The following is a 22423-nucleotide window of genomic DNA, read 5'->3' as shown; positions in this document are numbered from 1 at the left end:
TCCTTATCTTTCCACTATCTGAGATCAAACCAGATGACACAACTCGACCGTTCGGCGCCGCTGCCTCACCTGATCGCCGCCGGTGAAACGATCAGGTGACATATCGGAGATCAGGTGACATCAGTGAGCTACTGGGCGTTCTTCCGCCGCGCCGACGCACGCCGCCGCTGCGACGGTTTGAACAGCGGCTCACCAGCCTCCAGCAGGGCTAGCCGCCGAGCAGCACCGAACTCGGCCAACGCGACGGCTAGCAACTCGACGGACGGCTCGGGCGCCATCACGTCGACCCGCAGGCCATGCTCCTCAGCCGTCTTCGCCGTCGCCGGACCGATACACGCGATGACGGTGTTGGCGTGCGGCTTGCCTGCGATGCCGACGAGGTTGCGCACCGTGGACGACGACGTGAACAACACGGCGTCGAACTTGCCCGTTTTGATCGACTCACGGGTCTTCGCCGGCGGCGGCGCGGCCCGCACCGTGCGGTATGCCGTGACGTCGTCGACCTCCCACCCCATGTCGATCAGGCCAGCGGCCAGAGTCTCGGTGGCGATGTCGGCCCGCGGCAGGAACACCCGGTTGATCGGGTCGAGGACCTCGTCGTAGGGCGGCCAGTCGGCCAGTAGACCCACGGCCGACTGCTCGCCGGACGGCACCAGGTCGGGTTCGATACCCCAGTCACGCAGCGCTTGCGCGGTTTTCTCACCCACCGCGGCGACCTTCAGTCCGGACAACGCCCTGGCGTCCAGACCATAACCGACCAGCTTCTCCTTCACCGCACGCAAAGCGTTGTACGACGTGAACGCGATCCACTCGTACCGGCCCTCGACCATGCCGCGGACGGCCTTGTCGATCTGCTGTGGGTTCCGGGGTGGTTCGACCGAGATGGTGGGAACCTCTTCAGGCACCGCCCCGGACCGGCGCAGCGCCGTGGACAGCGAAGCCGCCTGTTCCTTCGTCCGCGGCACCAGCACCCGCCATCCGAACAACGGCTTCGTCTCGAACCACGACAATGCGTCGCGGTTGTCGATCGCGTCGCCGACGATCACGACATAGGGGCCTTCCAGCTTCGCCACCTTCACCGTGGACACCACTTGGTCCAGCGTCGATACGATGGTCTGCTGCTCGACCGTGCTGCCCCGCGTCACCACCGCAACCGGCGTGCTCGGCACCCGGTCAGCATCGATGATGCTCTGGACGAGGTCACCGAGTTGCTCGTCGACCCCGGTGAAAACGAGGGTGTCGGCGGTACAAGACTGCACGTCGATCTTGCCGTTGACATCGAAAAGCTGGCTGGTGCGGCGCCGTCCGGCCACGAGCGGCACACCCGCGTGCATGGGCACCGCGGTACCCGTAGCCACGCCGGCTACCACCTCGAACGGGATACCGGCCTTGACGCAGGCCAGCGCCTCGTCGGCACCGGTGACATGGCTGAACGGATCGCCCTCCAGTAGGCGGACGACTCGCCGGCCGGACTTCGCGGCCTGCACGACCCGGCGGCCTCGGGCCGCGGCGGTGAGGGCCACACCGGTGTCATCGACGCTCACGTCCACCACCTCGACGAGGTCGGGGGCGTGCTCCAACATGCGGTGATGGACGGTTTCGTCGAGGACGACGACATCGGCTTCGCCGAGAGCTTCGACCGCCCGGAGGGTAAGCAGCCCCGGATCACCGGGACCGGCGCCGACGAAGGCGACGCCACCTTGTTCGATGCGCTGACGCGCGTTGCGCGGAGTGGTCACGAGACGTTCTCCTTCTTCGATGCCGGCATCTCGGCACCGATGACTGTCCCGGCCCCATCGTCGAGCATCTCGTGGGCGAGAGCACGCCCAAGCTGCTCGGCCTGCCCGACCGGACCGGTGACGGACTTGCGGATAGTCACGGCGCCATCGTCACTGACCACGGCGCCCCTTATATACAGCTCCATATACAGCTCCATGGGGCCGGTGCCACCCACCGGCTCGCCCGCCACCCCGGCAGGGGGCGGGTCCATGTGCTCCTCACCTTGCATGTCAGCCTCTGCGACCACAGCGTACGCCGCAACCGGCGCGCTGCACCCGGCTTCCAGCTCGGCCAGCACTACTCGCTCGGCGGAGACCGCGGCCCTCGTCATGGGATCGTCCAGTTGGGCCAGCTGCTTGATCAGCGCGGCGTCGTCCCGTCGGCACTCCACCGCCAGTGCGCCCTGCCCGGGTGCGGGCAAGACCTGGATCGGGTCGAGGATCTCGGTGACGGCGTCCAGCCGGCTCAGCCGGTCCAAGCCGGCATGCGCCAAGACCACACCGTCGAGCAAGCCATCTGACACCTTGGACAGCCGAGTGTCGACGTTGCCCCGCACCGGGACGACGTCGAGGTCCAAGCCGAGCGCCCGCAGCTGAGCGGCCCGCCGCGGCGAACCCGTACCCACCTTGGACCCCGGCGGCAGCTCGCCCAGTGTCAAGCCGTCTCTTGCGCAGAGCACGTCGCGCGGGTCAGCGCGTAGTGGCACGGCGGCAAGTGTAAGGCCGTCGGCCGGGCTGGTAGGCAAGTCTTTCAGCGAGTGCACAGCTAGGTCGACGTCGCCGGCGAGCAGCGACTCCCGCAACGCGCTGACGAAAACGCCCGTACCACCGATCGTGGCCAGGGGTTCATCGGAGACATCGCCGTAGGTGGTGATCTCCACGAGGCTGACTGGCTGTCCGGTGGCAGCGGTGATCGCATCCGCCACCCTTCTCGACTGAGCCATGGCCAGCCGGCTACCTCTGGTACCGAGCCGCAGCGTTGTGCTCATGACTGCTCACCCCGGCTCTGACGCTGCGCCGCGTCTGGTTTGGCGACGGCGTCGATGGATCTCAAGTCGAGGGAGAACAGCTCCCGCAACGCGTCCTCATACGACGCACCGTCCGGCTGCGCTGCCAGTTCTTTGACCCGAACCGTGGGTGCATGTAGGAGTTTGTCGACGACGCGGCGCACCGTGGCGGTCACCTCGAGGCGGGAGCGGTCGTCGAGGTCGGGCAGTCTGCCGTCCAGCCGCAACAATTCGGCTTCGACCACTTCTGCGGCCATCGAGCGCAACGCCACTACCGTGGGCGCCACCCGGTCTACCCGTCGGGCCGCCGAATACGCTTCGACTTCTTCGATGACGATGGACCGGACGGCCTCGACGTCGTGGGTGACCGCTCCGCCATCGGCGTCCTGCGCCTCGGCCAGCGCGGAGAGGTCGGCCAAGACAACACCCGGCAGGTGCGCGACCATCGTGTCGACATCGTGCGGGAGCGCGAGATCGAGGATGCCCAGCGGCCGCCCAGAGCGGGCGTCCACGGCGGCCTCGACCATGTCGTAGGGCACCACGACACCAGCCGCACCGGTGCAGGACACCAGGAGGTCGACGTCATTCAGAATGCTCGGAACTTCGCTCATGGGCACCGCCGAACCGCCCACCGAGTCGGCCAGTCTGCGGGCGTGATCCAACGTGCGGTTCGCGACGATCACGTCCACTCCGGCCTGCGCAAGGGTGGTCGCGGCCAGCGCTGACATCGAACCCGCGCCCACCACAACGGCGCGGAAACCAGCGACGAGGTCTCGCCACGACGCCCCGCCCACCTGGTTGATCGCCCATCCTTCCGAGGCAATCGCCGGGGCCAACGTGGCCAGCCCGACCGTGACGAGTGACCGTCCGGCCGCATCGATGTTGGTTTCGGCGTGGGCCCGCTTGCCCACTCGCAGGGCCGCCTGGAACAGCTCCGTCAAAACCCGCCCGGTGATACCCGAGGTCTGCGCGAATCGGAATGCTTCGCGCACCTGTCCAAGGATCTGGGCCTCACCGACCACCATGGAGTCCAACCCGCTGGCCACATGGAACAGGTGCGACACCGCGCGGTCGGCATAGTGCACGTAGAGGTAAGGGGTCAGCAGCTCCAGCGGCACCCCGGAGTGTGCCGCCAGGAACCGACCCGCCTCCTCCACACCTCCGTGGAAGGTGGCGACGTCGGCATACAGCTCCAGACGGTTACACGTGGCGATGACGACGGCCTCGGACAGGTGCTCGGCGGTATGCACCTCGTCCAGAACCTTGGCGACGGAGTCCCGGTCCAGCGCGACATCTTCGAGCACCTCGACCGGCGCGCTTCGATGCGAGAGGCCTACGACCAGAAGGCTCATCCACGCACCGCCTTGGCCAGTTCCACGGCTTGCTCAGCCGTGAGGGCCAGCGCGGACCCGTTCTTCCGCTGTTCGTGATACGCCAGGATCTGTAGTTCCGTCGACAGATCTACCTTGCGCAAGTCGACCCCCTCGGGCACCTGCACAACCGCGGGTGCGAAGTTGAGGATGCTGGTGATGCCCGCGGCGACTAGCCGGTCGCAGACCGACTGGGCGGCTCGAGCGGGGGTAGCGATCACCCCGATGGCGATGTTGAGTTCGGTGACGACCTTCTCCAGCTCGTCCCCGTGCCGGACCTTGAGCCCGGCCACCTCTTCACCGGTGCGCTGGGGGTCGGCGTCGATGAGCGCGGCGATGCGGAATCCGCGGGACGCGAAACCCCCGTAGTTGGCCAGCGCGTGGCCGAGGTTACCGATGCCGACGATGACAACGGCCCAATCCTGGGTGAGCCCGATTTCGCGGGAGATCTGATGGCGAAGGAACTCGACCTCGTAACCGACGCCCCGCGTGCCGTACGACCCCAGGTAGGACAGGTCTTTGCGTAGCTTGGCGGAGTTGACGCCGGCGGTCTCCGCGAGTTCTTCCGACGACACCGTGGTGACGTCGCGCTCGGCCAAACTGGTGAGCGCCCGCAAGTAAAGCGGGAGCCGCGCCACCGTGGCCTCGGGTACCCCTCGGGGCACCGGCGGCCGGGCTGGCTGCGGCAACGTGCGACGTGGACGGGTCACGGGTCTCCCCCGGTCGGCCGGAACCGGACACGACATGCCGGGGTGGGTGTCGTCCCCGAAACCGGTGGAACGTACTATGACCCAACCCTAGGCCACTTGTGAAGCGACGCACAAAGTTGCGATCTTGGCAGTTGTGGATTATGAGACGCCGCTACAACAGCAGCTCTCCCGGGGCGCCACGGGCCCCGAGCCAGCACCGAACGGTCTCACACCACCCCGAGCCGCCAGCACCTACGGGCCCTCGCCACCACCACTCGCGGCTCGACGATCCCGCCGCAGGGCCATGCGCAGGCGGTCTTCGTCCACGCGCCAGTAGTCGTGCTGGGCACCGTCGACGAACGTCACCGGCACTTGGTCACCATACCGACGCCGCAACTCCGGTTCACCGTCGATGCTGTGTTCCTCCCATCCGACACCGAACTCCGCACACACCCGGTCGATGACGATGCGAGCATCGTCACACAGGTGGCAGCCGGGCCGCCCCAGCATGAGAACCCTCGTTGCGGCCCCGACATCCGGTAGGTGATCCGGCCACTGCGGGGATTCACCGAAGCCAACGGCGCCGATGGTGTCGTCGCCGGCCGGTTGTCCGCGGCCACGCCAGCGTTTGATGAACCGCACATCACCCTCCTCGCAAGGCGGCTTTCACACTACTCTTGATGACCGTGCGCCAGATGATGACCGTGCGCCGGGCCCGGTACAAATATGTGGGTCAGGCGGCCGCCCAGACGGCCGAGGAGACAGCGGGCGTCGACCTGCCACCCGATTCCCGCGCGGCGGCGTTCTTCGACCTGGACAACACCATGCTGCGCGGCGCGTCGCTGTTCTACCTGGCTCGTGGCCTCTACGCGCGAGATTTCTTCCGCACCAGCGATCTAGTGCGCTTCGCCTACCAACAGGTGCGGTTTGCCTCCGGCGCCGAACATTCCGGCCATATGCAGGAGGCACGCAGCACCGCGCTGTCGTTCATCGCCGGCCGCTCGGTCTCCGAGCTGGCCACCATCGGTGAAGAGATCTTCGAGGAACGTATGGCCAGCAAGATCTGGCCTGGCACTCAGGCGATCGCCCACCTACACGTGGACCAGGGCCAGCGGGTATGGCTGGTCACCGCGGCGCCCGCCGAAATCGCGACCATCATCGCGAAACGTCTGGGCCTCACCGGCGCGCTCGGTACCGTCGCCGAACACGTAGCCGGCTACTACACCGGCCGCCTGGTTGGTGATCTTCTGCACGGCGAGGCCAAGGCGGCCGCGGTGGAGGCGTTGGCCGAACGAGAGAGTCTGGAGCTTGGCCGCTGCTCGGCCTACAGCGACTCGGCCAACGACATTCCTATGCTGTCGCTGGTGGGTCACCCGTGTGCGGTGAATCCCGATCGACGGCTGCGAAGGCACGCGAAACAGCACGGCTGGCGGATCCGTGACTACCGGGGGCGTCGGCGCAACACCACCCTGGGTGTAGCCGCCGCGGCCGGGGCTACCGCGGGCACCGTCGCCGGTGTCGTCGCGGCTCGCAACCGCCGCTGATCCCCGGGTGTTCTGGGTCAGAGGAAGGGGTGACCGCGCGTGTCCCGCAGGGTGTTCAACGTTCCCTGCACCACATCGCGAACATGGTCGGTGAGGTCGAAGATGACCATGGGATCGTCCGCCGCGCCGTCGCCGTAGCCGTCGGTGGCGATCGGCTCGCCGAACTCGATCATCCACTTCGACGGCAACGGGACCAATCCAAGCGGGCCGAGCCATGGAAAGGTGGGCGTGATCGGCACATACGGCAGGCGGAGCAGCCGGGCCAGGAAGTCGGCGTTGGCGACTAGCGGATAGATCTCCTCGGCCCCGACGATGGAACACGGGATGATCGGAACACCCGCGCGCAGGGCAGCGGCCACGAAGCCGCCTCTACCGAAACGCTGCAGCTTGTATCGCTCGGAGAACGGCTTGCCGACCCCTTTGAATCCCTCCGGCCAGACCCCCACCAACTCACCCCGGCTCAGCAGGGTGGCGACGTCGTCGGTGCATGCGAGGGTCGAACCACTACGCCGGGCCAGGTCGGAGATGACCGGAAGTTGGAACACGAGGGTCGCCGCGAGAGTACGTAGGTGCCGATGTGCCGGGTGTTCGTCGTGGATGGCCAGCTGGGTCATCAACGAGTCGACCGGGATGGTCCCGGAATGGTTGGCGACGACGAGCGCGGCACCGGAGTCCGGGATGTTCTCGATGCCGCGCACCTCGGTGCGGAACCAGGTGCTGTAGAGCGGCCGTAGCAGCGGCAACAACACCTGCTCGGTGAGTTCTTCGTCGAACCCGAAGGCGTCGACGGTGAAATCTCCGGTCAGCCGGCGCCGCGTGAAGGCGAGGGCTTGCTGCAATCGCTCCACGGCTCCGGCGATACCTGGGTAGGACATGCTCGTTACCTGGTTCCGTTCCGGCTGATCAGCGACTGCAACATACCTTCGACGGCGGTCACCCGCTCGCGGTCGAGGAGACCACCCTGCGCCCTCGCCTGCGCGAAGGCGTCGAACGCGTCGACGGTTCCGTATCGGGGGGTGAAGCCGAGTTCGTGGCTCATCCGGGTGGTGTCGACACCGCGGCCGTACGTCAGGAACCGGACCTGGACCGAGTCGAGATCCGCGATCCCCGTCCGGCGCAGCAACCCACCGACGAACGGAGCCCCCAGGCTGGGCACGGGCATCGGTATCCGACCGGCCCGCCGTACCGCCTGGCTGACCACCATGAAACCGTCGCCCGCCACGTTGAAGATGCCCGGATGGTCTTCGACCGTGGCCAGCCGCAGCACGTCTAGGCAGTCGTCCTCGTGGACGAGTTGAAACCGGGGGTCTCGGCCCAGTACGACCGGAACGATCGGGAGCGCGAAGTACTCCGACAGCGCGGTCCGGATGGTGGGACCGATGACGTTGGCCAGGCGAAGAATGGTCACCGCGACATCGGGCCGCCGGCGCGAGAACCCCCGCACGTAGGCCTCGACCTCACCGGCGTCTTTCTCGTAGCCCCGCCGGGTCAACGCCCCTTGCACCATGTCTTCGGCGAACAGTGCAGGTGCGGCCGGATGTGCGCCATACACCGCTGTGGACGACTTGACGATCAGTTTGCTGACCGTGTCGGAACGCTGGCAGGCGGCCAGGAGTTGCATCGTCCCGATGACGTTGATCTCTTTTTGCGGCGCCCGCCCACCCGCGTCGGAGCGGGTCGCCAGGATGTTCATGTGCACGACGGTGTCCGGCCCGTACCGAGCGATGACCCGGTTGACCGCCGATGTAGTGATATCGGCTTCGGCGAACTCAGCCGCGCCGATGTCTTCGGTGGGTGGAACGACGTCGACGCCGATGACCCGACCGACAGTCGGGTCCTCCGACAGCAATCGGGCTAGGCGCGCTCCGAGATAACGTGCCACGCCGACCACCATCACGATCCTGGCCACCGTGTGCCCTACCTCCCCCTGCTGCTGTCAGGGTATTGTCACGGCGCCGGCCGGACCGGAGCCGGCGTCATCGCCCTACTTGCCCTGGCGACGCCGCTGCACGCGGGTACGGCGCAGGAGCTTGCGGTGCTTCTTCTTCGCCATCCGCTTGCGTCGCTTCTTGACCACAGAGCCCACAGGGCAACCTCACTCGATTTGGACTGACTTGGACTGACGATGGGTGTCGCGTGCCGACCTAAGGTTCATCGGTGAACGCGATGCCTAGATAGGGTACCCGGACCCCGAGCATGCACGTGCACGCGCGGGTCCAAGCGCCGCACTCTCGATCATACCCGGCGCCGCGAAGCTTGCCCGCGCGGTGGCCTCGGTAGCCGTACCCGAAGCCGCTCAGCCAGCCTCCATACCCTGCACATAGGACTTGTCCAGGTATTCATGGACAGCACTCTCGGGTATTCGGAACGACCGACCCACCTGGACGGCCGGCAGCGTGCCGGCATGGACCAGACGGTAGACCGTCATCTTCGACACACGCATGGCGGTCGCGACTTCGGCGACCGTCAGGAACCGCACCTCGCCCAGCGGCCGCCCATCGGGTGTTTCCGGTCCGCTCGTCGTCATCGCTCCTCCACCACGGTGCCGGCGGCGCGGCTCTCGCGCATCGACTTCGGCAGCGTGTTAACGATGGTAGTGGCTGATGTGACGGATGGGAAAGGGGAGTAGCCAAACTGATCCTTTTCGTGATGACTCCAGCCCCCGTCGCACTCAGCATCGCGGCACTCGATCGGAGCCCTTAACAACCCGCGCGGGTTGTTAATAGTGCGGATCGAGGCCGTGCCAGGGGAAGACAGCCGACCTGGTGGCCATGATGGCGCGGTCCAGTGCGTCCGCGGGGTCGTACCCGTTCTCCCACGGTACGTACTCACCGTCGGCCCCGTCGGTCATCCGGGCTGGACCGACCGTCAGCAGCCGGGTCCGGACGAACTCGCGCCACCCGGCGGGCACCGGGGTCTCCGGGGGGATCGGTGCTCCCGCGGCGATGGCCAGCAGATGTGTCCACGCTCGCGGCACGACGTCGACAAGCGCGTATCCTCCACCACCGGTGGCCAGCCAGCGATGGTCACACAACTCGGCGGCCAAGGCGTGCAGGGCGACGTACGAGGCTCGCTGCCCATCGACGGTCAGTGCCAGGTGCGCCAACGGATCGTCGGCGTGGCTGTCGCAGCCGTGCTGCGAGACCAGCACCTGCGGCTGCCAACTGCGCAGGACCTGCGGAACCACGGCGTGGAAGGCGCGCAACCAGCCGGCGTCACCGGTGCCCGGTGGCAGCGCGACGTTGACCGCGCCCCCCTCGGCGGCTGGCCCGCCGGTCTCGTCCGGAAATCCGGTACCAGGGAAAAGTGTGCGGGGCGACTCATGCAGGCTGATGGTGAGCACGCGTGGGTCGTCATAGAAGACCGCTTGCACGCCGTCGCCGTGGTGGACATCGACGTCCACATACGCCACCCGCTCGGCCCCGGCGTCGAGCATCGCCTGGATGCCGACCGCGACGTCGTTGTACACGCAGAAGCCGGACGCTGCCGCGGGCATCGCATGATGCAGGCCGCCGGCGACGTTGACCCCGTGAGTGACGGCACCAGCCCACACCGCCCGGGCCGCCGCCACCGTGCCACCGACGATCCGGGCGCTGACATCGTGCATGCCCGCGAAACACGGGACATCGTCGGTGCCGAGTCCGTGGCCTAGATCGGTCTGGGTGGGATCGACACTTGCCGCGCGCACCGCCTCGATGAAGTCGGCCGTATGCACGGTGGCCAGAAGCTCGTCGCTGGCCAACGGTGGCGCGACCACCTGGACACCCGCACCGTCCAACACCCCCATCTCACGTGCCAGCCGGATGGTGAGGGCTAGGCGCAGAGGGTTCATCGGGTGGTCTCGTCCGAAGTCATACCCGATCAGGGCATCATCCCACGCCACGTGCAGGGTGGTGCCGCCCTGGTTCGTTCGCCCCGCCATAGAGGTCGACCCTAGAGCACGTCCCTCGCCCGCTGGGAGGTCGCCCCGGACCGGTTCAGCGGTTGCTTCCTCGCAGCTGGTCTCAGACGTTGCCCGACGACAGAGCGCGGGAGCGGTCGCGAGCAGCCTCGATGGCTCCCAGGAAATCGGCTCGCACCCGCCCCTCCTCCAGCAGACGCAACGCCGCGGCCGTGGTGCCACCCGGCGAGGTGACCCCCTCACGCAGAACCGTCGGGTGTTCACCCGTCTCCCGCAAGAGTTTGGCCGACCCGACCAAGGTCTGCACAACGAGCTCCGTGGCGGTGCTCCGCGGAAGGCCCATGTGAACACCGGCCTCGATCATGGCCTCGCACACGTAGAAGACGTAGGCCGGGCCGGAACCGGAGATGGCCGTGACGACGTCCAACTGCCGCTCCGGAACGCGCATCACCCGCCCCGTGGATCGCAACAGAGTCTCGACCTCGCGAAGATGAGCATCGTCGCAATGCGAGCCCGGTGAGATTGCCGCCATCCCCTCGTCTACCAGCGCCGGAGTGTTCGGCATGACGCGTACGACGGCGGTACCCTCGGGTAGCCGGGACTCGATGAACGCCGTCGTGATGCCGGCCGCGAGGCTCACGATCAGGTGGCCGGGCCGCACCGAGGCGGCGACCTCGTCCAGCAACGCACCCATGTCCTGCGGCTTGACGACGACGATGACCGTGTCCGCGCGTTTGACCGCCGTCGGGTTGTCGACCGCCTCTACGCCGTAGCGCTCGGTCAGCTCCTTGACCCGTTCCGGCCGGCGCTCGGTCACCAACAGCTCGTCGACCCGCTTGCCGGCTCGGACCAGGCCGGACAGCAGGGCTTCACCCATGACCCCGGCTCCGAGAATCGCAACAGTCATCGTTTGCTCGCCACCGATCGAACGAATAGCAACATGTTGGCCGGGCGCTCAGCCAGCCGCCGGACCAGATAGCCGTACCAATCTTCACCGTAAGGCACATACACCCGCATGCGCTCGCCGGCGCGGACGAGTCGGCGCTGTTCCTCCGGCCGCACGCCATAGAGCATTTGGTATTCGTAGCTGCCCTGCTCGCGCCGGTACTTGGCGGCGAGGGACCCGGTGATCTCGACCAGCCGTGGGTCGTGAGTGGCGAGCATGGGATACCCCGGGCCGGCGAGCAGGATCTTGGCGCACCGGACGTAGGCGCGATCCACCTCGCGCGGATCGGTGTAGGCCACACCCGGCGGCTCGTTGTAGGCACCCTTGCACAGCCGCACCCGCGAGCCCTCGTAGGCGAGATCACGACAGTCTGCTTCGGTGCGCCGGAGGTAGGCCTGCAACACGGCGCCGGTCTCAGGGAAATCTAAGCGGAGTTGCTGGAGGATACCCAGCGTGGAATCGGTGGTGGTGTGGTCTTCCATGTCCAACGTGACCGTGGTGCCGGCGCGGCGCGCGGCGTCACACACCTTGCGTGCGTGCTCCAACGCGATCGCCTCTCCGTCCGCTGGGAGCGCTTGGCCGAGGGCCGACAGCTTCAGGGATACCTCGACGGCCGACGAGAGGCCGGACTGATGCAGCGCGTCGAGCAGGGAAACGTACGAGTCGGCCACGCTGGCCGCCTGCTGTCGGTCGAGGGTGTCTTCGCCGAGGAAGTCCACGGTGACCGTCATACCTTCCGAGACGAGTTCACCGGATACTCGAGTGGCGTCCTGCTCCTCGGTCCCCGCGACATACCTCGCCACCAACTTGCGCGTGACCGGCACGCGTTCCACCGTGCTCCGCAGACGCACGCTTCGGGCCGCTCGCAACAGCAGCGACCTGGACAACGATCCTGGCAACGCAGCCGCACCTTCCCTTCGTCCATACCCCTCACCGGGGACGAGGACAGGCTACGGCACGGTGGCGCAGCGGCGCCCGCTGACGGTGGTGTGATCGGCGCCGTCGGCTCAGAGCCGTGCGGGCGATTCCGGCACCGGCTCTTCGGCCGGTGGGCGGTCGAGTCCGAGTGCCCCCCACGCTGCCTGGCGGACCAACGGCCGCAACTGGTCGGCGGGCACTTCGGCCAGGCTAAGGACGGCCATCACGGCACCCAGGGCCGACAGAGTACGAACCTGGTCGGCCAGCGACAAGCCGGCCCGCGACAACAACGAGTTGAGCTGGCGGTCGTTGCGCTGCAGCCGGGGCACCATCCCGGAGTTGCTCGCGCCGACGATGTCGCTGACGACATACCTGGTCAGCTGGCGGTGTTCGAGGACCAGGTCGAGGTAGCGCTCCACGAGGCGCATCCGGCCCTCCATGGTGTCCAGAGCGAATTGCGCCGCCTCGTCGAGGATCTGCTCTTCGGCTTCGGCCACCGGTCGGAGGAGGTCGTCGAGGATGTCGACCTTGCTGCGGTAGTGATAGTAGACCGCCGCCTTGGTGATGCCGAGTTCCTCGGCGATCTCTCTCAGCGAGGTCTTCTCATAGCCGTTGCGCGAGAAGAGGTCGAGGGCGACCTGGCGAATCCGTTCCGCCGTATTAGGCGGCACGTCTCTTGCGGTCTCTCCCATCTGCATCCTCATTTCACGCCCTCTTTTGCGCCCTCTTTTGCGGCCTCTTTTACGGCCTCTTTTACGGCCTTGTGGCCCGAATCACGCAACAATTCTCGTCGCCGAAGCAGATACACCCGGCCGACAAGTACTAGTATCTACCTTACTTGCCGGCTGGCAAGTAAGCGAAACCAAGGGGAGGTCCGGATGTCATGGGAGCCCGGGTACTCGAACGTGTAAGCCGGGCGGCTCGGAGCCAGCGAGTTCGGTTAGGCGTCCGCGAAGTCGTGCTGATCCTCAGCGCTGCCCTACTGTATTCCCTGGTCAGAGGCATGACGGACGACCGTGTCGATCTTGCTTATGACAACGCCGAACGGGTCATCTCGTTCCAGAAGTCTCTAGGCTTCTTCATCGAGCCCGACCTGCAGGACTGGATCGTCGGCAACGACGCACTCATCAACGTGATAAATGCCATCTACATCGGCGGCTACTGGCCCGTGTTGGTCGGCACCCTGTTGTGGCTGTTGATCCGGCACCCCGACCGGTATCCGTTGTTCCGCAACGCGCTGCTGGCCTCCGGCTCCATCACCTTGGTGATCTTCGCGATGTTCCCCCTGGCGCCGCCCAGGTTCCTTCCCCAGCACGGCTTCACCGACACCGTCGCGGAAAACTCCGAGGCCTACCGAGACTTCAACGCCTCACCCCTGGTCAACGAGTACGCGGCCATGCCGAGCCTGCACTTCGGCTGGATCCTGCTGCTAGCCATCGCCTGGGTCACCGTCGGACGCACCACGCTCGCCAAGATCTCCGGCGTCCTCATGCCCGTGCTGATGTTCATCGCCATCGTGCTCACCGGCAACCACTACATCCTCGACGGGATCGTCGGTGGCGCCGTGGTTCTCGCCGGGCTCGCCATCGCCGTCGGCCTGGAACGGCTGAAGGAGTCCCGCCGGCCGCCCGAAACCCCACCTGAGTCGGCTGATCAGCCAGCGACGTCCACCGCTGACGGTTCCGACGACGAACGCCCAGGTGCCGCCGGAACCGTCGTACTGCAGCCCGACCCCCGGGAGAAGGTCGGCCTGCAGAAGTAGCCCGATCTTCAGTCACGGCTCGGGTAGGTACCCCTGAACCACGGGCCCGACTAGTGCGATCAGCTCCTCGTCGGACGCCGACGCGATGGGTTCCAGCTTGACGACGAAACGCAGAATGCCGATACCCACCAGCTGTGCCGCCAGCGCTTCGGCCCGAAGCCGCCCATCCGGCACGTCCTCGAACACGACCAGGACACGGCTCAACACCACCCTGGCAAGGAACTGACGCAGCAGCAACGCCGCCATCTCGTTCGTCATCGCCGAACGGAGCAACCCTAAGAGCGGTCCACGCGTCCTGGGATCGCCCCAGAAGCGCAGGAAGGTGCGCACCGCACGCTCACCGAGCTCCTCACGAGGTCCACCGGCCAGGGACTCGACCAGCTCATCCGGGCTGACTGAGATGTCCATGGCCGCCAGAAACAGGTTCTCCTTGGTACCGAAGTAGTGGTGGATCATCGCCGGGTCGACGTTGGCCCGGCGAGCGATCGCCCGGACCGTGGCGTTGTTGTACCCCTGCTCCTCGAACTCCGCTCGGGCGGCGGCGAGAATGCCCCCACGCGAGCTCTGGCCACCCGGTGGACGGCCTCGGCGGCGCGGGTGTTCCTTCACGGCTTCCTCCGGCGCGCCACTTGCTCCGCGGTGCCGTCGGCGGCGACGGCGAAGGCGGTCTCCACCGCAGTGGCCAGGTGCAACCTGGTGAAAGCGAGCGCTTCGTCAAGATCCGCCTCACGCTCAGCCACGCTGCGTGCGCGCCTGGTGGTCACCTCGAGGATGACCGCACCCGACCATTCCTTCCAGGCCAGCCACTCCAACAACGCGGCGCACGGCTGGTTCCCACGACCCGGCACCAGGTGTTCATCGCGCGACGACGACGTGCCGTCGGTCATGTGTACGTGGGCCAGCCGGTCGCCGATCTCCTCGGCCATCGTCAGCGAGTCGGCGCCGGCGACAGCGGCATGGGAGAGATCAAGGGTGATATTGCGGTACGGGCCCGACGTCGGATCCCAGTGCGGCGCATACGCGGCGATATCGCGGCCGGCTGCCCGCCACGGATACATGTTCTCCACCGCGATCGTCACCCCGCTCTCGTCCTCCAGCTCCGCAACTCGTTCATCGAACCCACGCGCATAGTCGCGTTGCCAACGGAATGGCGGGTGGATCACGACGGTGGGCGAGCCCAACTGCTGCGCCGCCTCGATCGACCTGGTCAACCGGACCCATGGGTCTGGTGACCACACCCGTTGGGTGATGAGTAGACACGGCGCATGTATGGAGAGGACGGGCAGGTGGTATCGCTGCGAGAGGCGGGCCACCTCGTCGACGTCCTGGCTGACTGGATCGGTCCACACCATCAGCTCGACGCCGTCATAGCCGAGTGATGCCGCCATCTGGAACGCCGCCTCGGTGCCCTGAGGGTAGACGGACGCGGTGGATAGGCCCACCGGTGCGTCGGGCACGCTCAACACTCCCGACACACTCTGCCGCAGCTGAGACACATCCCCAAGCGTAGGAGGTCAGCACAAACGGTGGAGGGCCGGCTCATGAACCGCTGGACGGTTCCGCCGAGTCCGAGCCCACACCTTCGAGCTGATCGAGCCGGCGCAGGATCAAACCCTCGCGGAGCGCCCACGGGCAGATGTCCATCGACTCCACGTCGAACAGGTCCATGGCGGCGTCCGCGACGACGGCCCCGGCCAGCAGCTGTTCGGCCCGGCCCTTGGCGACGCCGGGAAGTTTCGCCCGCTCGGCCGCGGGCATCTGGCCAAGTTGGTCGACCAATTCGGCCAGCTCTGCCCGGTTCAGCGTCCGGCGTACGTACGGCCCTTCTCCGGACGGCGCCGCACCGGTGACGCGGGCCAGAGAACGGAACGTTTTGCTTGACGCCACCGTCTGATCGGGTGCGCCGAACCGGTTCACTTTCCCCACCACCTCGGCGATCTCGGCGCGCACGTGACGGCGGAGCGCACGCAGCTCGTCCTCGGATGGTGGATCCGTGGTGAACCAGTCTCGGGTTAACCGGGCCGCTCCGAGTGGCAACGAAACCGCGACATCGGGATCCTCGTCGATGCCGGCCGCAAGCTCAAGCGAGCCGCCGCCGATGTCGAAGCACAGCAGCCTCCCCGCCGACCATCCGTACCAGCGCCGCACCGCGAGAAACGTCAGCCTCGACTCGTCCTCGCCGGAGAGCACCTTGAGGTCGATGCCGGCCTCTCGGTTGACCCGGTCGATGAGGGCCGCACCGTTCGGCGAGTCGCGTAGTGCGGAGGTAGCGAACGCGAGCATCGACGTCGCGCCTTTGTCTTCGGCGATCTCCACCGCGTTGACACAACACTCGACCAGTTGCTCGGCGCCGTGCCCGTTCAACTCACCGTTGCCGTCGAGCAACTCGATGAGGCGAAGCTCCGTCTTCTCCTTGTACGCCGGTAGGGGCTTCGCCCCGGGATGAGCGTCGACGAGGAGGAGGTGCACGGTGTTGGACCCCACGTCCAGAACTCCGATGCGCATCATCCGAGGTTACCGGGCTCCAAGCTCGATTCGTCGCGCGCCGTCCACGAAGCACCCTGCGTCGATGATCGATTCAACGAGTAGGGCCCTGCCTGCTGACCGCCCGGGCCCCGGGTTCCACACGCACGAAAGCTTGCGGACGGGCCGGTTCCGGGAGCCGCATAGCGAGCTATCCGAGCTGGCGCCTACGCTCGTCCCGTGGGGAGTGCAGAGCAGCGAGATCTGGCCGGGCCGACGCCGGACACACCACGGCACCATGGCCAGCGGATGCCATCCGACCCGACACCCGAACGGCTACCGGCCGATACACGTACCTGGGTCGAGTTCACCGACCCCAGCGATCCGGACCACATCCTGCGCTGTGACCTCACCTGGCTGACGTCGCGATGGACCTGCATCTTCGGTCGTGGATGCCCTGGAATCTACGCTTCCCGGCCCGACGACGGCTGCTGCACTCATGGCGCGCATTTCTCCGACGAGGACGACGAACGGCGGGTCCGCGAGGTCTCTACCCGCCTCGGCGCCGACGTGTGGCAGCTACGTGACGACGGGCTCCGCCGCGGTGTTGTGGAGACCGACGAAGACGGCGAACACAAGACCCGCACCGTCGACGGCGCATGTGTGTTCATGAACCGGCCCGGATTCGCCGGTGGGGCAGGTTGTGCCCTGCACACGTACGCCTTACGCGCGGGCATACATCCATTGCGGGCCAAACCGGACGTGTGCTGGCAGCTGCCGATCCGCCGCACCTACCGCGACGTCACCCGCGCCGACGGCAGCACCTACCTGGAGATCACCGTCGGCGAGTACCAGGCCCGCGATTGGGGGCCTGGCGGCCACGACATGGACTGGTACTGCACTGATTCACCGCGGGCCCATGTCGGCGGGCAGCCGGTCTACGTCTCCAACGAGGCCGAACTCCGCGAACTCGTCGGCGACCCCGCCTATGACGAACTTGCCCAGCATTGCCAGGCGTTTCTCGCCGCGCAACTCCCCCTCACGGTCCACCCCGCCACAGCTGCCGCCACTGCCCCACCTCGGTAGTCGTCGGCCCTGGTGGTGAGCGCCAGAGCGGGCTATATCGTGGCTGGGTGCGCCGCGACGTCATCCCCAGCCCGAACATCTGGAAGTACCCCGATGTCTATGAAATAGAGAACCTCGGGGTCGACCCGGGCGGCCTGATCGAACAGACCATGCGCGGCGTGCACGACTGGTCCGAGCAGGTCGTCCTCGACATCGGCTGCGGTTCGGGGTTTCACCTGTCGCGCTTCGCCGAGGCCGCCGCCCGGGTGATCGGCGTCGAGCCGCACCCGCCGCTTCTGCGCCGCGCCCAGCGCCGGGCCGCTGAACTCGGGCCGACGGTCACCGTGCTGCGCGGCACCGCGCAGTCGCTGCCGCTGCCGTCGTCGTCGGTCGACGTGGCGCACGCGCGGTGGGCGTATTTCTTCGGGCCCGGATGTGAACCCGGCCTCACCGAGTTGTCCAGGGTGATGCGCCGCGGCGGAACCGCATTCGTCGTCGACAATGACGCGACCCGGTCGACGTTCGGAGGCTGGTTCCGCCGGGCGCTCCCGTCGTACGACGCTGCCGCGGTGGAGCGCTTCTGGGCCCGAAACGGCTGGCATCGCCGGCAGCTGGACATCGCCTGGGTGCAGCCGGACCGGGCATCGTTCGAGGCCGTGGTCCGTATCGAGTTCGCCCCCGATGCCGCCGACGTGATCCTCGCCGAACACCCCGGCACAACGGTCGATTACGCGGTGAACCTGTTCTGGCGCACGTTCTGACCGTCCTCGGTGTTGTCGGTACCAGGGTCTACGGTTCTGTTCATGGCGAAAGCAGCGCAGACCTTCCGGTGTGTCGAGTGCGGCTGGACCACCTCGAAGTGGGTCGGCCGCTGCGGCGAGTGCCAGGCCTGGGGCACGGTCGACGAAGCCGCGTCCCCTCGAGCTGGTACTACCCAGGCCGGTCCGGTCAACCGGACGGCCCAGCCCATCGTCGCCGTTGGCCTCGAGGTTGCCAGGTCGCGTCCCACCGGGGTCGAGGAGTTCGACCGCGCACTCGGTGGCGGCCTGGTCCAGGGTGCCGTCATCCTGCTCGCCGGGGAGCCGGGGGTTGGTAAGTCCACGCTGCTACTGGACGTCACCGCCCGGTGGGCCGAAGACGCTGGCCGCGCGCTGTACGTCACGGGCGAGGAATCCACGGCACAGGTGCGGCTGCGCGCCGAGCGTACCGGCGCGATGGCCGATCAGCTCTTCCTCACGGCGGAGACGGATCTGTCCGCGGTGCTGACCCACATCGACGAGGTCAAGCCGACGCTGATCGTATTGGACTCGGTGCAGACGGTAGCCAGTCCGGCACTGGATAGCCCGGTGGGCGGGGTCACCCAGGTGCGCGAGGTCGCCAGCACCCTGATCCGGGTGGCCAAAGAACGCGGTGTTGCTACCGTGCTGGTCGGCCATGTCACCAAGGACGGCTCCATCGCCGGGCCTCGTGTCCTCGAACATCTGGTGGACGTCGTCCTGCACTTCGAGGGCGACCGGAATTCACGGCTACGCACGGTGCGTACGGTCAAGAACCGCTACGGCCCAGCCGACGAGGTCGGCTGCTTCGACCTCACCGACACCGGTATCACGTCCCTCCCCGACCCTACGGGCCTGTTCCTTTCCCGCCATGCCGCGCCGGTTCCTGGAACATGTATCACCGTGACGGTTGAGGGACGGCGGCCACTTCTGGGTGAGGTGCAGGCTCTGGTGGCGCCGTCGGCCCTCAACACGCCCCGTCGGGCCAACAGCGGGCTGGACTCCAACCGCGTGTCCATGGTGTTGGCCGTGCTGGAACGGCGTGGACGGGTGGTGCTCAGCACCAGAGACGTCTACACGTCGACGGTGGGAGGCGCGCGGTTGGTCGAACCAGCCGCCGACCTCGCCGTGCTCATGGCGGTCGCCAGCGCAGCGGCACAAGAGCCGACCCCCATGGGGATGGTCACACTGGGCGAGGTGGGCCTGGCCGGCGAGATCAGGGGGGTCACCGGTCTGCAGCGCCGGCTGGCCGAAGCCGAGCGGATGGGCTTCACCACCGCGCTGGTTCCTCCCGATCCCGGGCCGGTGCCGCCCGGCATCCGGGTCGTCGAGGTCGAGCACGTCGGTGCCGCGCTGGCCGTCGTCGCCGACCCCGCGGCTGCCTTCCCGCTGAACTGATCACGCCACGCTGGCGAGCCCGGCGACGTCGCTGGCGGCCGACCTCCTAAGCTGGAACGCCGTGAGTGAGCTGACCCGTGCCGCCGTCGCCGACGCCGTCTCCTACTTCGACTACTGGCTGAGGTTCCGTCAGGGGTACGCCCGGATCCCGGGGGTACAAGCCGCCGTCCTATACGACGACGAGATCATGCTGTCCAGCGCCTACGGTTACGCTGACATCGAAGCCGGCACCGAACTGACCCGGGGCCACCTGTTCCGTATCGCGTCCCATTCAAAAACGTTCACCGCCACCGCAGTGCTGCAACTGCTCGAGCAAGGGGCGCTGCGCCTCGACGACGCGGTCGAACGGTGGGTGCCGTTCCTCCACGACAGCGCCGCCGGCCGCCTGACACTGCGTGAGCTGCTCGCCCACGGCAGTGGCCTGGTGCGCGACGGGCATGACGGCGACTTCTGGCAGCTCTACCACTCGTTCCCGGATGAGGAACAGCTCAAGAGGATCGCCACGGACCGCGCTGACATCATCGCGGCCAACGAACGCTTCAAGTACTCCAACATTGGCTACGGGCTGCTGGGACTCGTCGTGGCGGCGGCCTCCGGGCAAAGCTACAACAGCTACGTGACCGAGCACGTCGTCGCACGTCTCGGGCTGGCCGACACCGGCCCCGAATACGAACCCGCCCGCGCGGGCGACTTCGCCCGCGGCTACAGCTCACTCGCCTACGCCGACCATCGGGTGCCGATCGACCAGGTCGACACTCGGGCGTTGGCCGCGGCCACCGGGTTCTACAGCACGGCGGAAGACGTCGTCCGCTACGCCGCCGCTCATTTCGATGGCGACGAGCGTCTACTCACCGACGAGTCCAAACGTCTGATGCGCCGTGCCGAGTGGACGGTGGAAGGAGGGCAGTCCGAATACGGCTTCGGGTTGGCGCGCTTCGAGTTCGGCGGCCGTCGGGTCTATGGCCACGGCGGCGGCTACCCCGGACACATCACTCGGACATACTTCGACCCGGCCGACCGGCTGGCCGTCTCCGTGCTCACCAATGCCATCGACGGGCCGGCCGACACCCTCGCCAACGCCCTGATCCGGCTGGTCAACTTGGCCGTCGAGGGGGCGCCGCTGGCCGACGGTGGTTCTCCGCCGCCAGCCAACGGCGTGGATCTGCGCCGGTTCACCGGCCGCTACGCGAACCTGTGGCGGGTTTCCGACGTCGCCCTGTTGGGTGGCCGGCTGTACCTGATGGTGCCCACGTCCGACGACCCCACGCAGGGGCTCACACCGCTGACCGTCGTCGACGACCGGACGCTGAAGATTTCCGGTGGTGTGGGGTATGGCTCGTACGGCGAGGCGCTGACGTTCGAGTTCGACGGAGCCGCCGTGGTCTCGGTGCGCGGCGGCAGCGCCACCACGTCGTACCCGATCGACGAACTAACCGCCGCCGCCGCGAAACGTGCCACCGTGTCCGTCGAGGCACCCCTACGGTGACCAGCCAAGCGCCGGGAAGCACGGCGGATCCGCACCCCACGGCCGGTCTGCTGCGGGTCATCGGCAGGAACAGCGTCACTCCGGCCATGCTTCGACTCACCGCGGCGGTCGACACCCCGCACCTGCCGTTCGACCCCGGCTGCCCCAACCAGGTACTCCGGCTCTCACCACCCGCCGACGTAGAACTCGGTGCGACGAGCGGCGCCCGCCCACCGAGTCGCACCTATACCGTCCGCCGTTACGACGAATCCACCGGTGTGCTGGACATCGACGTGGTGCTACACGGCGACGGCCCGTTCGTCCGCTGGGCCTCCGAGGCCGAGCCGGGCGACACCATCACCTTTACTGGGCCTCGGCCACACGCCGTTCCGTCGTTCGCCAGTGATGCACTGGTGATGGTGAGCGACGAGACCGGCCTTCCTGCGGTCGCCGCGCTCCTGGAGACGGCACCGGCCGGGTTTCCGGTCCATGCCTTCATCGAGATAGCCGACGCTGCCGAAGAACAGCCTCTGTCCACCACGGCAGAGCTGTCGCTGCGCTGGCTGCACCGCGACGGTGTACCGGCGGGAACGACGGGCGCGCTGGAGACAGCCGTCCGAGATCTGCCGTGGCCGTCCGGACGGGTCGAGGTGTGGGTTGCGGGCGAGACGTCCGAGGTCCGGGCGGTGCGCCGATTCGCCGCTGCCGAGCGCGGCGTGGACCGTCCCGACCTACACGCTTTTGGATATTGGCGGCGAGGTCGTTCGGGATCCCCCGGCTGACGTCCCGCCGTGCACCTGATCTCCGTTTGTGCACCTGATCTCCGCTTGTGCACCTGATCTCCTATGTGCGCCTTCATCGCGCACTGCGCTACCGCCACATGGCGTTCAAGCCCGAATCCGGCCCTTAACCCCATCTGGCGGTAGCGAAGTCCGAGACAGGGCAGCACCGTCCTCGCTGTGGGAGGGAAGTGTGGTGAGTGTCCGGGCCCACAACAAGGAGGCTCACTGCGGCATCCACCCCGGACACAAGGACGCTTACTGTCACCAGGGCAACAACAAGGAGGCTCGCTGCACACGGCAATGTGCCACAAGGAAGCTTGTTGCAGCCAACGCCAAGGATAGTGATCGCCACCATGTACGCCGACACCTACGCGCACGGCGAATGCGATGGACACGCGGTCGATCAGATGCACGCCTCGCTACCGCACACGTTGTCCTGTTTCGGGACATCGCTGACAGTTGATGTCTCGGGACATCGCTGACACCTGAATTGTTGTGGACTGTGTGTTCATGACGGGGAGAGTGGCAGCGATGGATATCAGGATGGCCGCGGCGTTGG

22 protein-coding genes and 1 pseudogene are annotated in these 22423 nt (G+C 67.2%); 7 read left to right on the top strand and 16 right to left on the bottom strand.

The window, feature by feature from the left end; translation table 11 throughout:
• Positions 1 to 128 precede the first annotated feature (128 nt).
• From G8760_RS28775 to G8760_RS28755, 5 genes are all read right to left on the bottom strand, one after another.
• Positions 129 to 1739, bottom strand: a complete 1611-nt coding sequence (locus tag G8760_RS28775) for a bifunctional uroporphyrinogen-III C-methyltransferase/uroporphyrinogen-III synthase (protein WP_166356249.1) — start codon at positions 1737 to 1739, stop codon at positions 129 to 131.
• Positions 1736 to 2767 carry a hydroxymethylbilane synthase gene (hemC, locus tag G8760_RS28770; protein WP_166356248.1) on the bottom strand — a complete coding sequence of 344 codons (1032 nt, stop codon included), beginning with the start codon at positions 2765 to 2767 and terminating at the stop codon, positions 1736 to 1738. The genes G8760_RS28775 and hemC overlap by 4 nt, the downstream gene beginning before the upstream one ends.
• Positions 2764 to 4137, bottom strand: coding sequence for a glutamyl-tRNA reductase (locus G8760_RS28765; protein ID WP_166356247.1), 1374 nt, complete (start codon positions 4135 to 4137; stop codon positions 2764 to 2766). Before G8760_RS28765 ends, hemC begins: the two co-directional genes overlap by 4 nt.
• The gene (locus G8760_RS28760; protein ID WP_166356246.1) at positions 4134 to 4901 is read right to left on the bottom strand and encodes a redox-sensing transcriptional repressor Rex; all 768 of its coding nucleotides are present in this window, start codon (positions 4899 to 4901) and stop codon (positions 4134 to 4136) included. The genes G8760_RS28765 and G8760_RS28760 overlap by 4 nt, the downstream gene beginning before the upstream one ends.
• A 195-nt stretch (positions 4902 to 5096) precedes the next feature.
• Positions 5097 to 5486, bottom strand: a complete 390-nt coding sequence (locus tag G8760_RS28755) for a glutaredoxin family protein (protein ID WP_211199025.1) — start codon at positions 5484 to 5486, stop codon at positions 5097 to 5099.
• 38 nt (positions 5487 to 5524) lie between these two features.
• On the opposite strand from G8760_RS28755, the gene G8760_RS28750 reads away from it, so the two are divergent.
• Positions 5525 to 6388, top strand: coding sequence for an HAD family hydrolase (locus tag G8760_RS28750; RefSeq protein ID WP_207782839.1), 864 nt, complete (start codon positions 5525 to 5527; stop codon positions 6386 to 6388).
• A 17-nt stretch (positions 6389 to 6405) separates the two neighbouring features.
• Here G8760_RS28750 and G8760_RS28745 read toward each other — a convergent pair whose 3' ends face one another.
• The 8 genes and pseudogenes from G8760_RS28745 to G8760_RS28710 all read right to left on the bottom strand — a co-directional run bounded on the left by G8760_RS28745 (position 6406) and on the right by G8760_RS28710 (position 12845).
• The gene (locus G8760_RS28745; RefSeq protein ID WP_343074471.1) at positions 6406 to 7398 is read right to left on the bottom strand and encodes a lysophospholipid acyltransferase family protein; all 993 of its coding nucleotides are present in this window, start codon (positions 7396 to 7398) and stop codon (positions 6406 to 6408) included.
• 266 nt (positions 7399 to 7664) lie between these two features.
• Positions 7665 to 8282: pseudogene (locus tag G8760_RS31045) on the bottom strand (NAD-dependent epimerase/dehydratase family protein); the annotation flags it as partial.
• Positions 8283 to 8372: 90 nt separating this feature from the next.
• A complete protein-coding gene (locus G8760_RS28735) occupies positions 8373 to 8474 on the bottom strand; it encodes a 30S ribosomal protein bS22 (protein ID WP_013020966.1) in 102 nt (33 codons plus the stop codon).
• Between the two features lie 210 nt (positions 8475 to 8684).
• Positions 8685 to 8915 (bottom strand): helix-turn-helix domain-containing protein, encoded by a 231-nt coding sequence (locus G8760_RS28730; RefSeq protein WP_166356244.1) that lies wholly within the window; start codon positions 8913 to 8915, stop codon positions 8685 to 8687.
• Positions 8916 to 9107: 192 nt separating this feature from the next.
• Positions 9108 to 10310, bottom strand: coding sequence for an acetoin utilization protein AcuC (locus tag G8760_RS28725; protein ID WP_166356243.1), 1203 nt, complete (start codon positions 10308 to 10310; stop codon positions 9108 to 9110).
• 82 nt (positions 10311 to 10392) lie between these two features.
• A complete protein-coding gene (proC, locus tag G8760_RS28720) occupies positions 10393 to 11196 on the bottom strand; it encodes a pyrroline-5-carboxylate reductase (protein WP_166356242.1) in 804 nt (267 codons plus the stop codon).
• Positions 11193 to 12122 (bottom strand): proline dehydrogenase family protein, encoded by a 930-nt coding sequence (locus tag G8760_RS28715; protein WP_166356268.1) that lies wholly within the window; start codon positions 12120 to 12122, stop codon positions 11193 to 11195. The genes proC and G8760_RS28715 overlap by 4 nt, the downstream gene beginning before the upstream one ends.
• A gap of 120 nt (positions 12123 to 12242) precedes the next feature.
• Positions 12243 to 12845 (bottom strand): TetR/AcrR family transcriptional regulator, encoded by a 603-nt coding sequence (locus tag G8760_RS28710; protein ID WP_166356241.1) that lies wholly within the window; start codon positions 12843 to 12845, stop codon positions 12243 to 12245.
• 311 nt (positions 12846 to 13156) lie between these two features.
• On the opposite strand from G8760_RS28710, the gene G8760_RS28705 reads away from it, so the two are divergent.
• On the top strand, positions 13157 to 13915 hold the full coding sequence (locus tag G8760_RS28705) for a phosphatase PAP2 family protein (protein ID WP_166356240.1): 759 nt from the start codon (positions 13157 to 13159) through the stop codon (positions 13913 to 13915).
• Positions 13916 to 13927: 12 nt separating this feature from the next.
• Here the strand turns inward: G8760_RS28705 and G8760_RS28700 are convergent, their stop codons facing one another.
• From G8760_RS28700 to G8760_RS28690, 3 genes are all read right to left on the bottom strand, one after another.
• Positions 13928 to 14524, bottom strand: coding sequence for a TetR/AcrR family transcriptional regulator (locus tag G8760_RS28700; RefSeq protein WP_166356239.1), 597 nt, complete (start codon positions 14522 to 14524; stop codon positions 13928 to 13930).
• Positions 14521 to 15381, bottom strand: a complete 861-nt coding sequence (locus tag G8760_RS28695) for a TIM barrel protein (RefSeq protein ID WP_166356267.1) — start codon at positions 15379 to 15381, stop codon at positions 14521 to 14523. Before G8760_RS28695 ends, G8760_RS28700 begins: the two co-directional genes overlap by 4 nt.
• Positions 15382 to 15454: 73 nt before the next feature.
• Positions 15455 to 16420, bottom strand: a complete 966-nt coding sequence (locus tag G8760_RS28690) for a Ppx/GppA family phosphatase (protein ID WP_166356238.1) — start codon at positions 16418 to 16420, stop codon at positions 15455 to 15457.
• Between the two features lie 198 nt (positions 16421 to 16618).
• Here G8760_RS28690 and G8760_RS28685 point away from each other — a divergent pair, with 198 nt between their 5' ends.
• The 5 genes from G8760_RS28685 to G8760_RS28665 all read left to right on the top strand — a co-directional run bounded on the left by G8760_RS28685 (position 16619) and on the right by G8760_RS28665 (position 21864).
• On the top strand, positions 16619 to 17464 hold the full coding sequence (locus tag G8760_RS28685; RefSeq protein WP_246222721.1) for a DUF3109 family protein: 846 nt from the start codon (positions 16619 to 16621) through the stop codon (positions 17462 to 17464).
• Positions 17465 to 17511: 47 nt separating this feature from the next.
• On the top strand, positions 17512 to 18204 hold the full coding sequence (locus G8760_RS28680; protein WP_207782837.1) for a class I SAM-dependent methyltransferase: 693 nt from the start codon (positions 17512 to 17514) through the stop codon (positions 18202 to 18204).
• A gap of 42 nt (positions 18205 to 18246) precedes the next feature.
• Complete coding sequence (gene radA, locus G8760_RS28675) at positions 18247 to 19617, top strand: DNA repair protein RadA (protein WP_166356237.1); 1371 nt, start codon at positions 18247 to 18249, stop codon at positions 19615 to 19617.
• A gap of 61 nt (positions 19618 to 19678) precedes the next feature.
• Positions 19679 to 21103: a serine hydrolase domain-containing protein gene (locus tag G8760_RS28670; protein WP_166356236.1), complete on the top strand. Its 1425-nt coding sequence runs from the start codon at positions 19679 to 19681 to the stop codon at positions 21101 to 21103.
• On the top strand, positions 21100 to 21864 hold the full coding sequence (locus tag G8760_RS28665; RefSeq protein WP_166356235.1) for a siderophore-interacting protein: 765 nt from the start codon (positions 21100 to 21102) through the stop codon (positions 21862 to 21864). The genes G8760_RS28670 and G8760_RS28665 overlap by 4 nt, the downstream gene beginning before the upstream one ends.
• Positions 21865 to 22423: the final 559 nt, after the last annotated feature.

Source organism: Phytoactinopolyspora limicola (assembly GCF_011320225.1).
Lineage (GTDB): Bacteria > Actinomycetota > Actinomycetes > Jiangellales > Jiangellaceae > Phytoactinopolyspora > Phytoactinopolyspora limicola.
The sequence above is the reverse complement of the archived record's forward strand: the minus strand, read 5'-3'. Positions and strand labels throughout refer to the sequence as shown.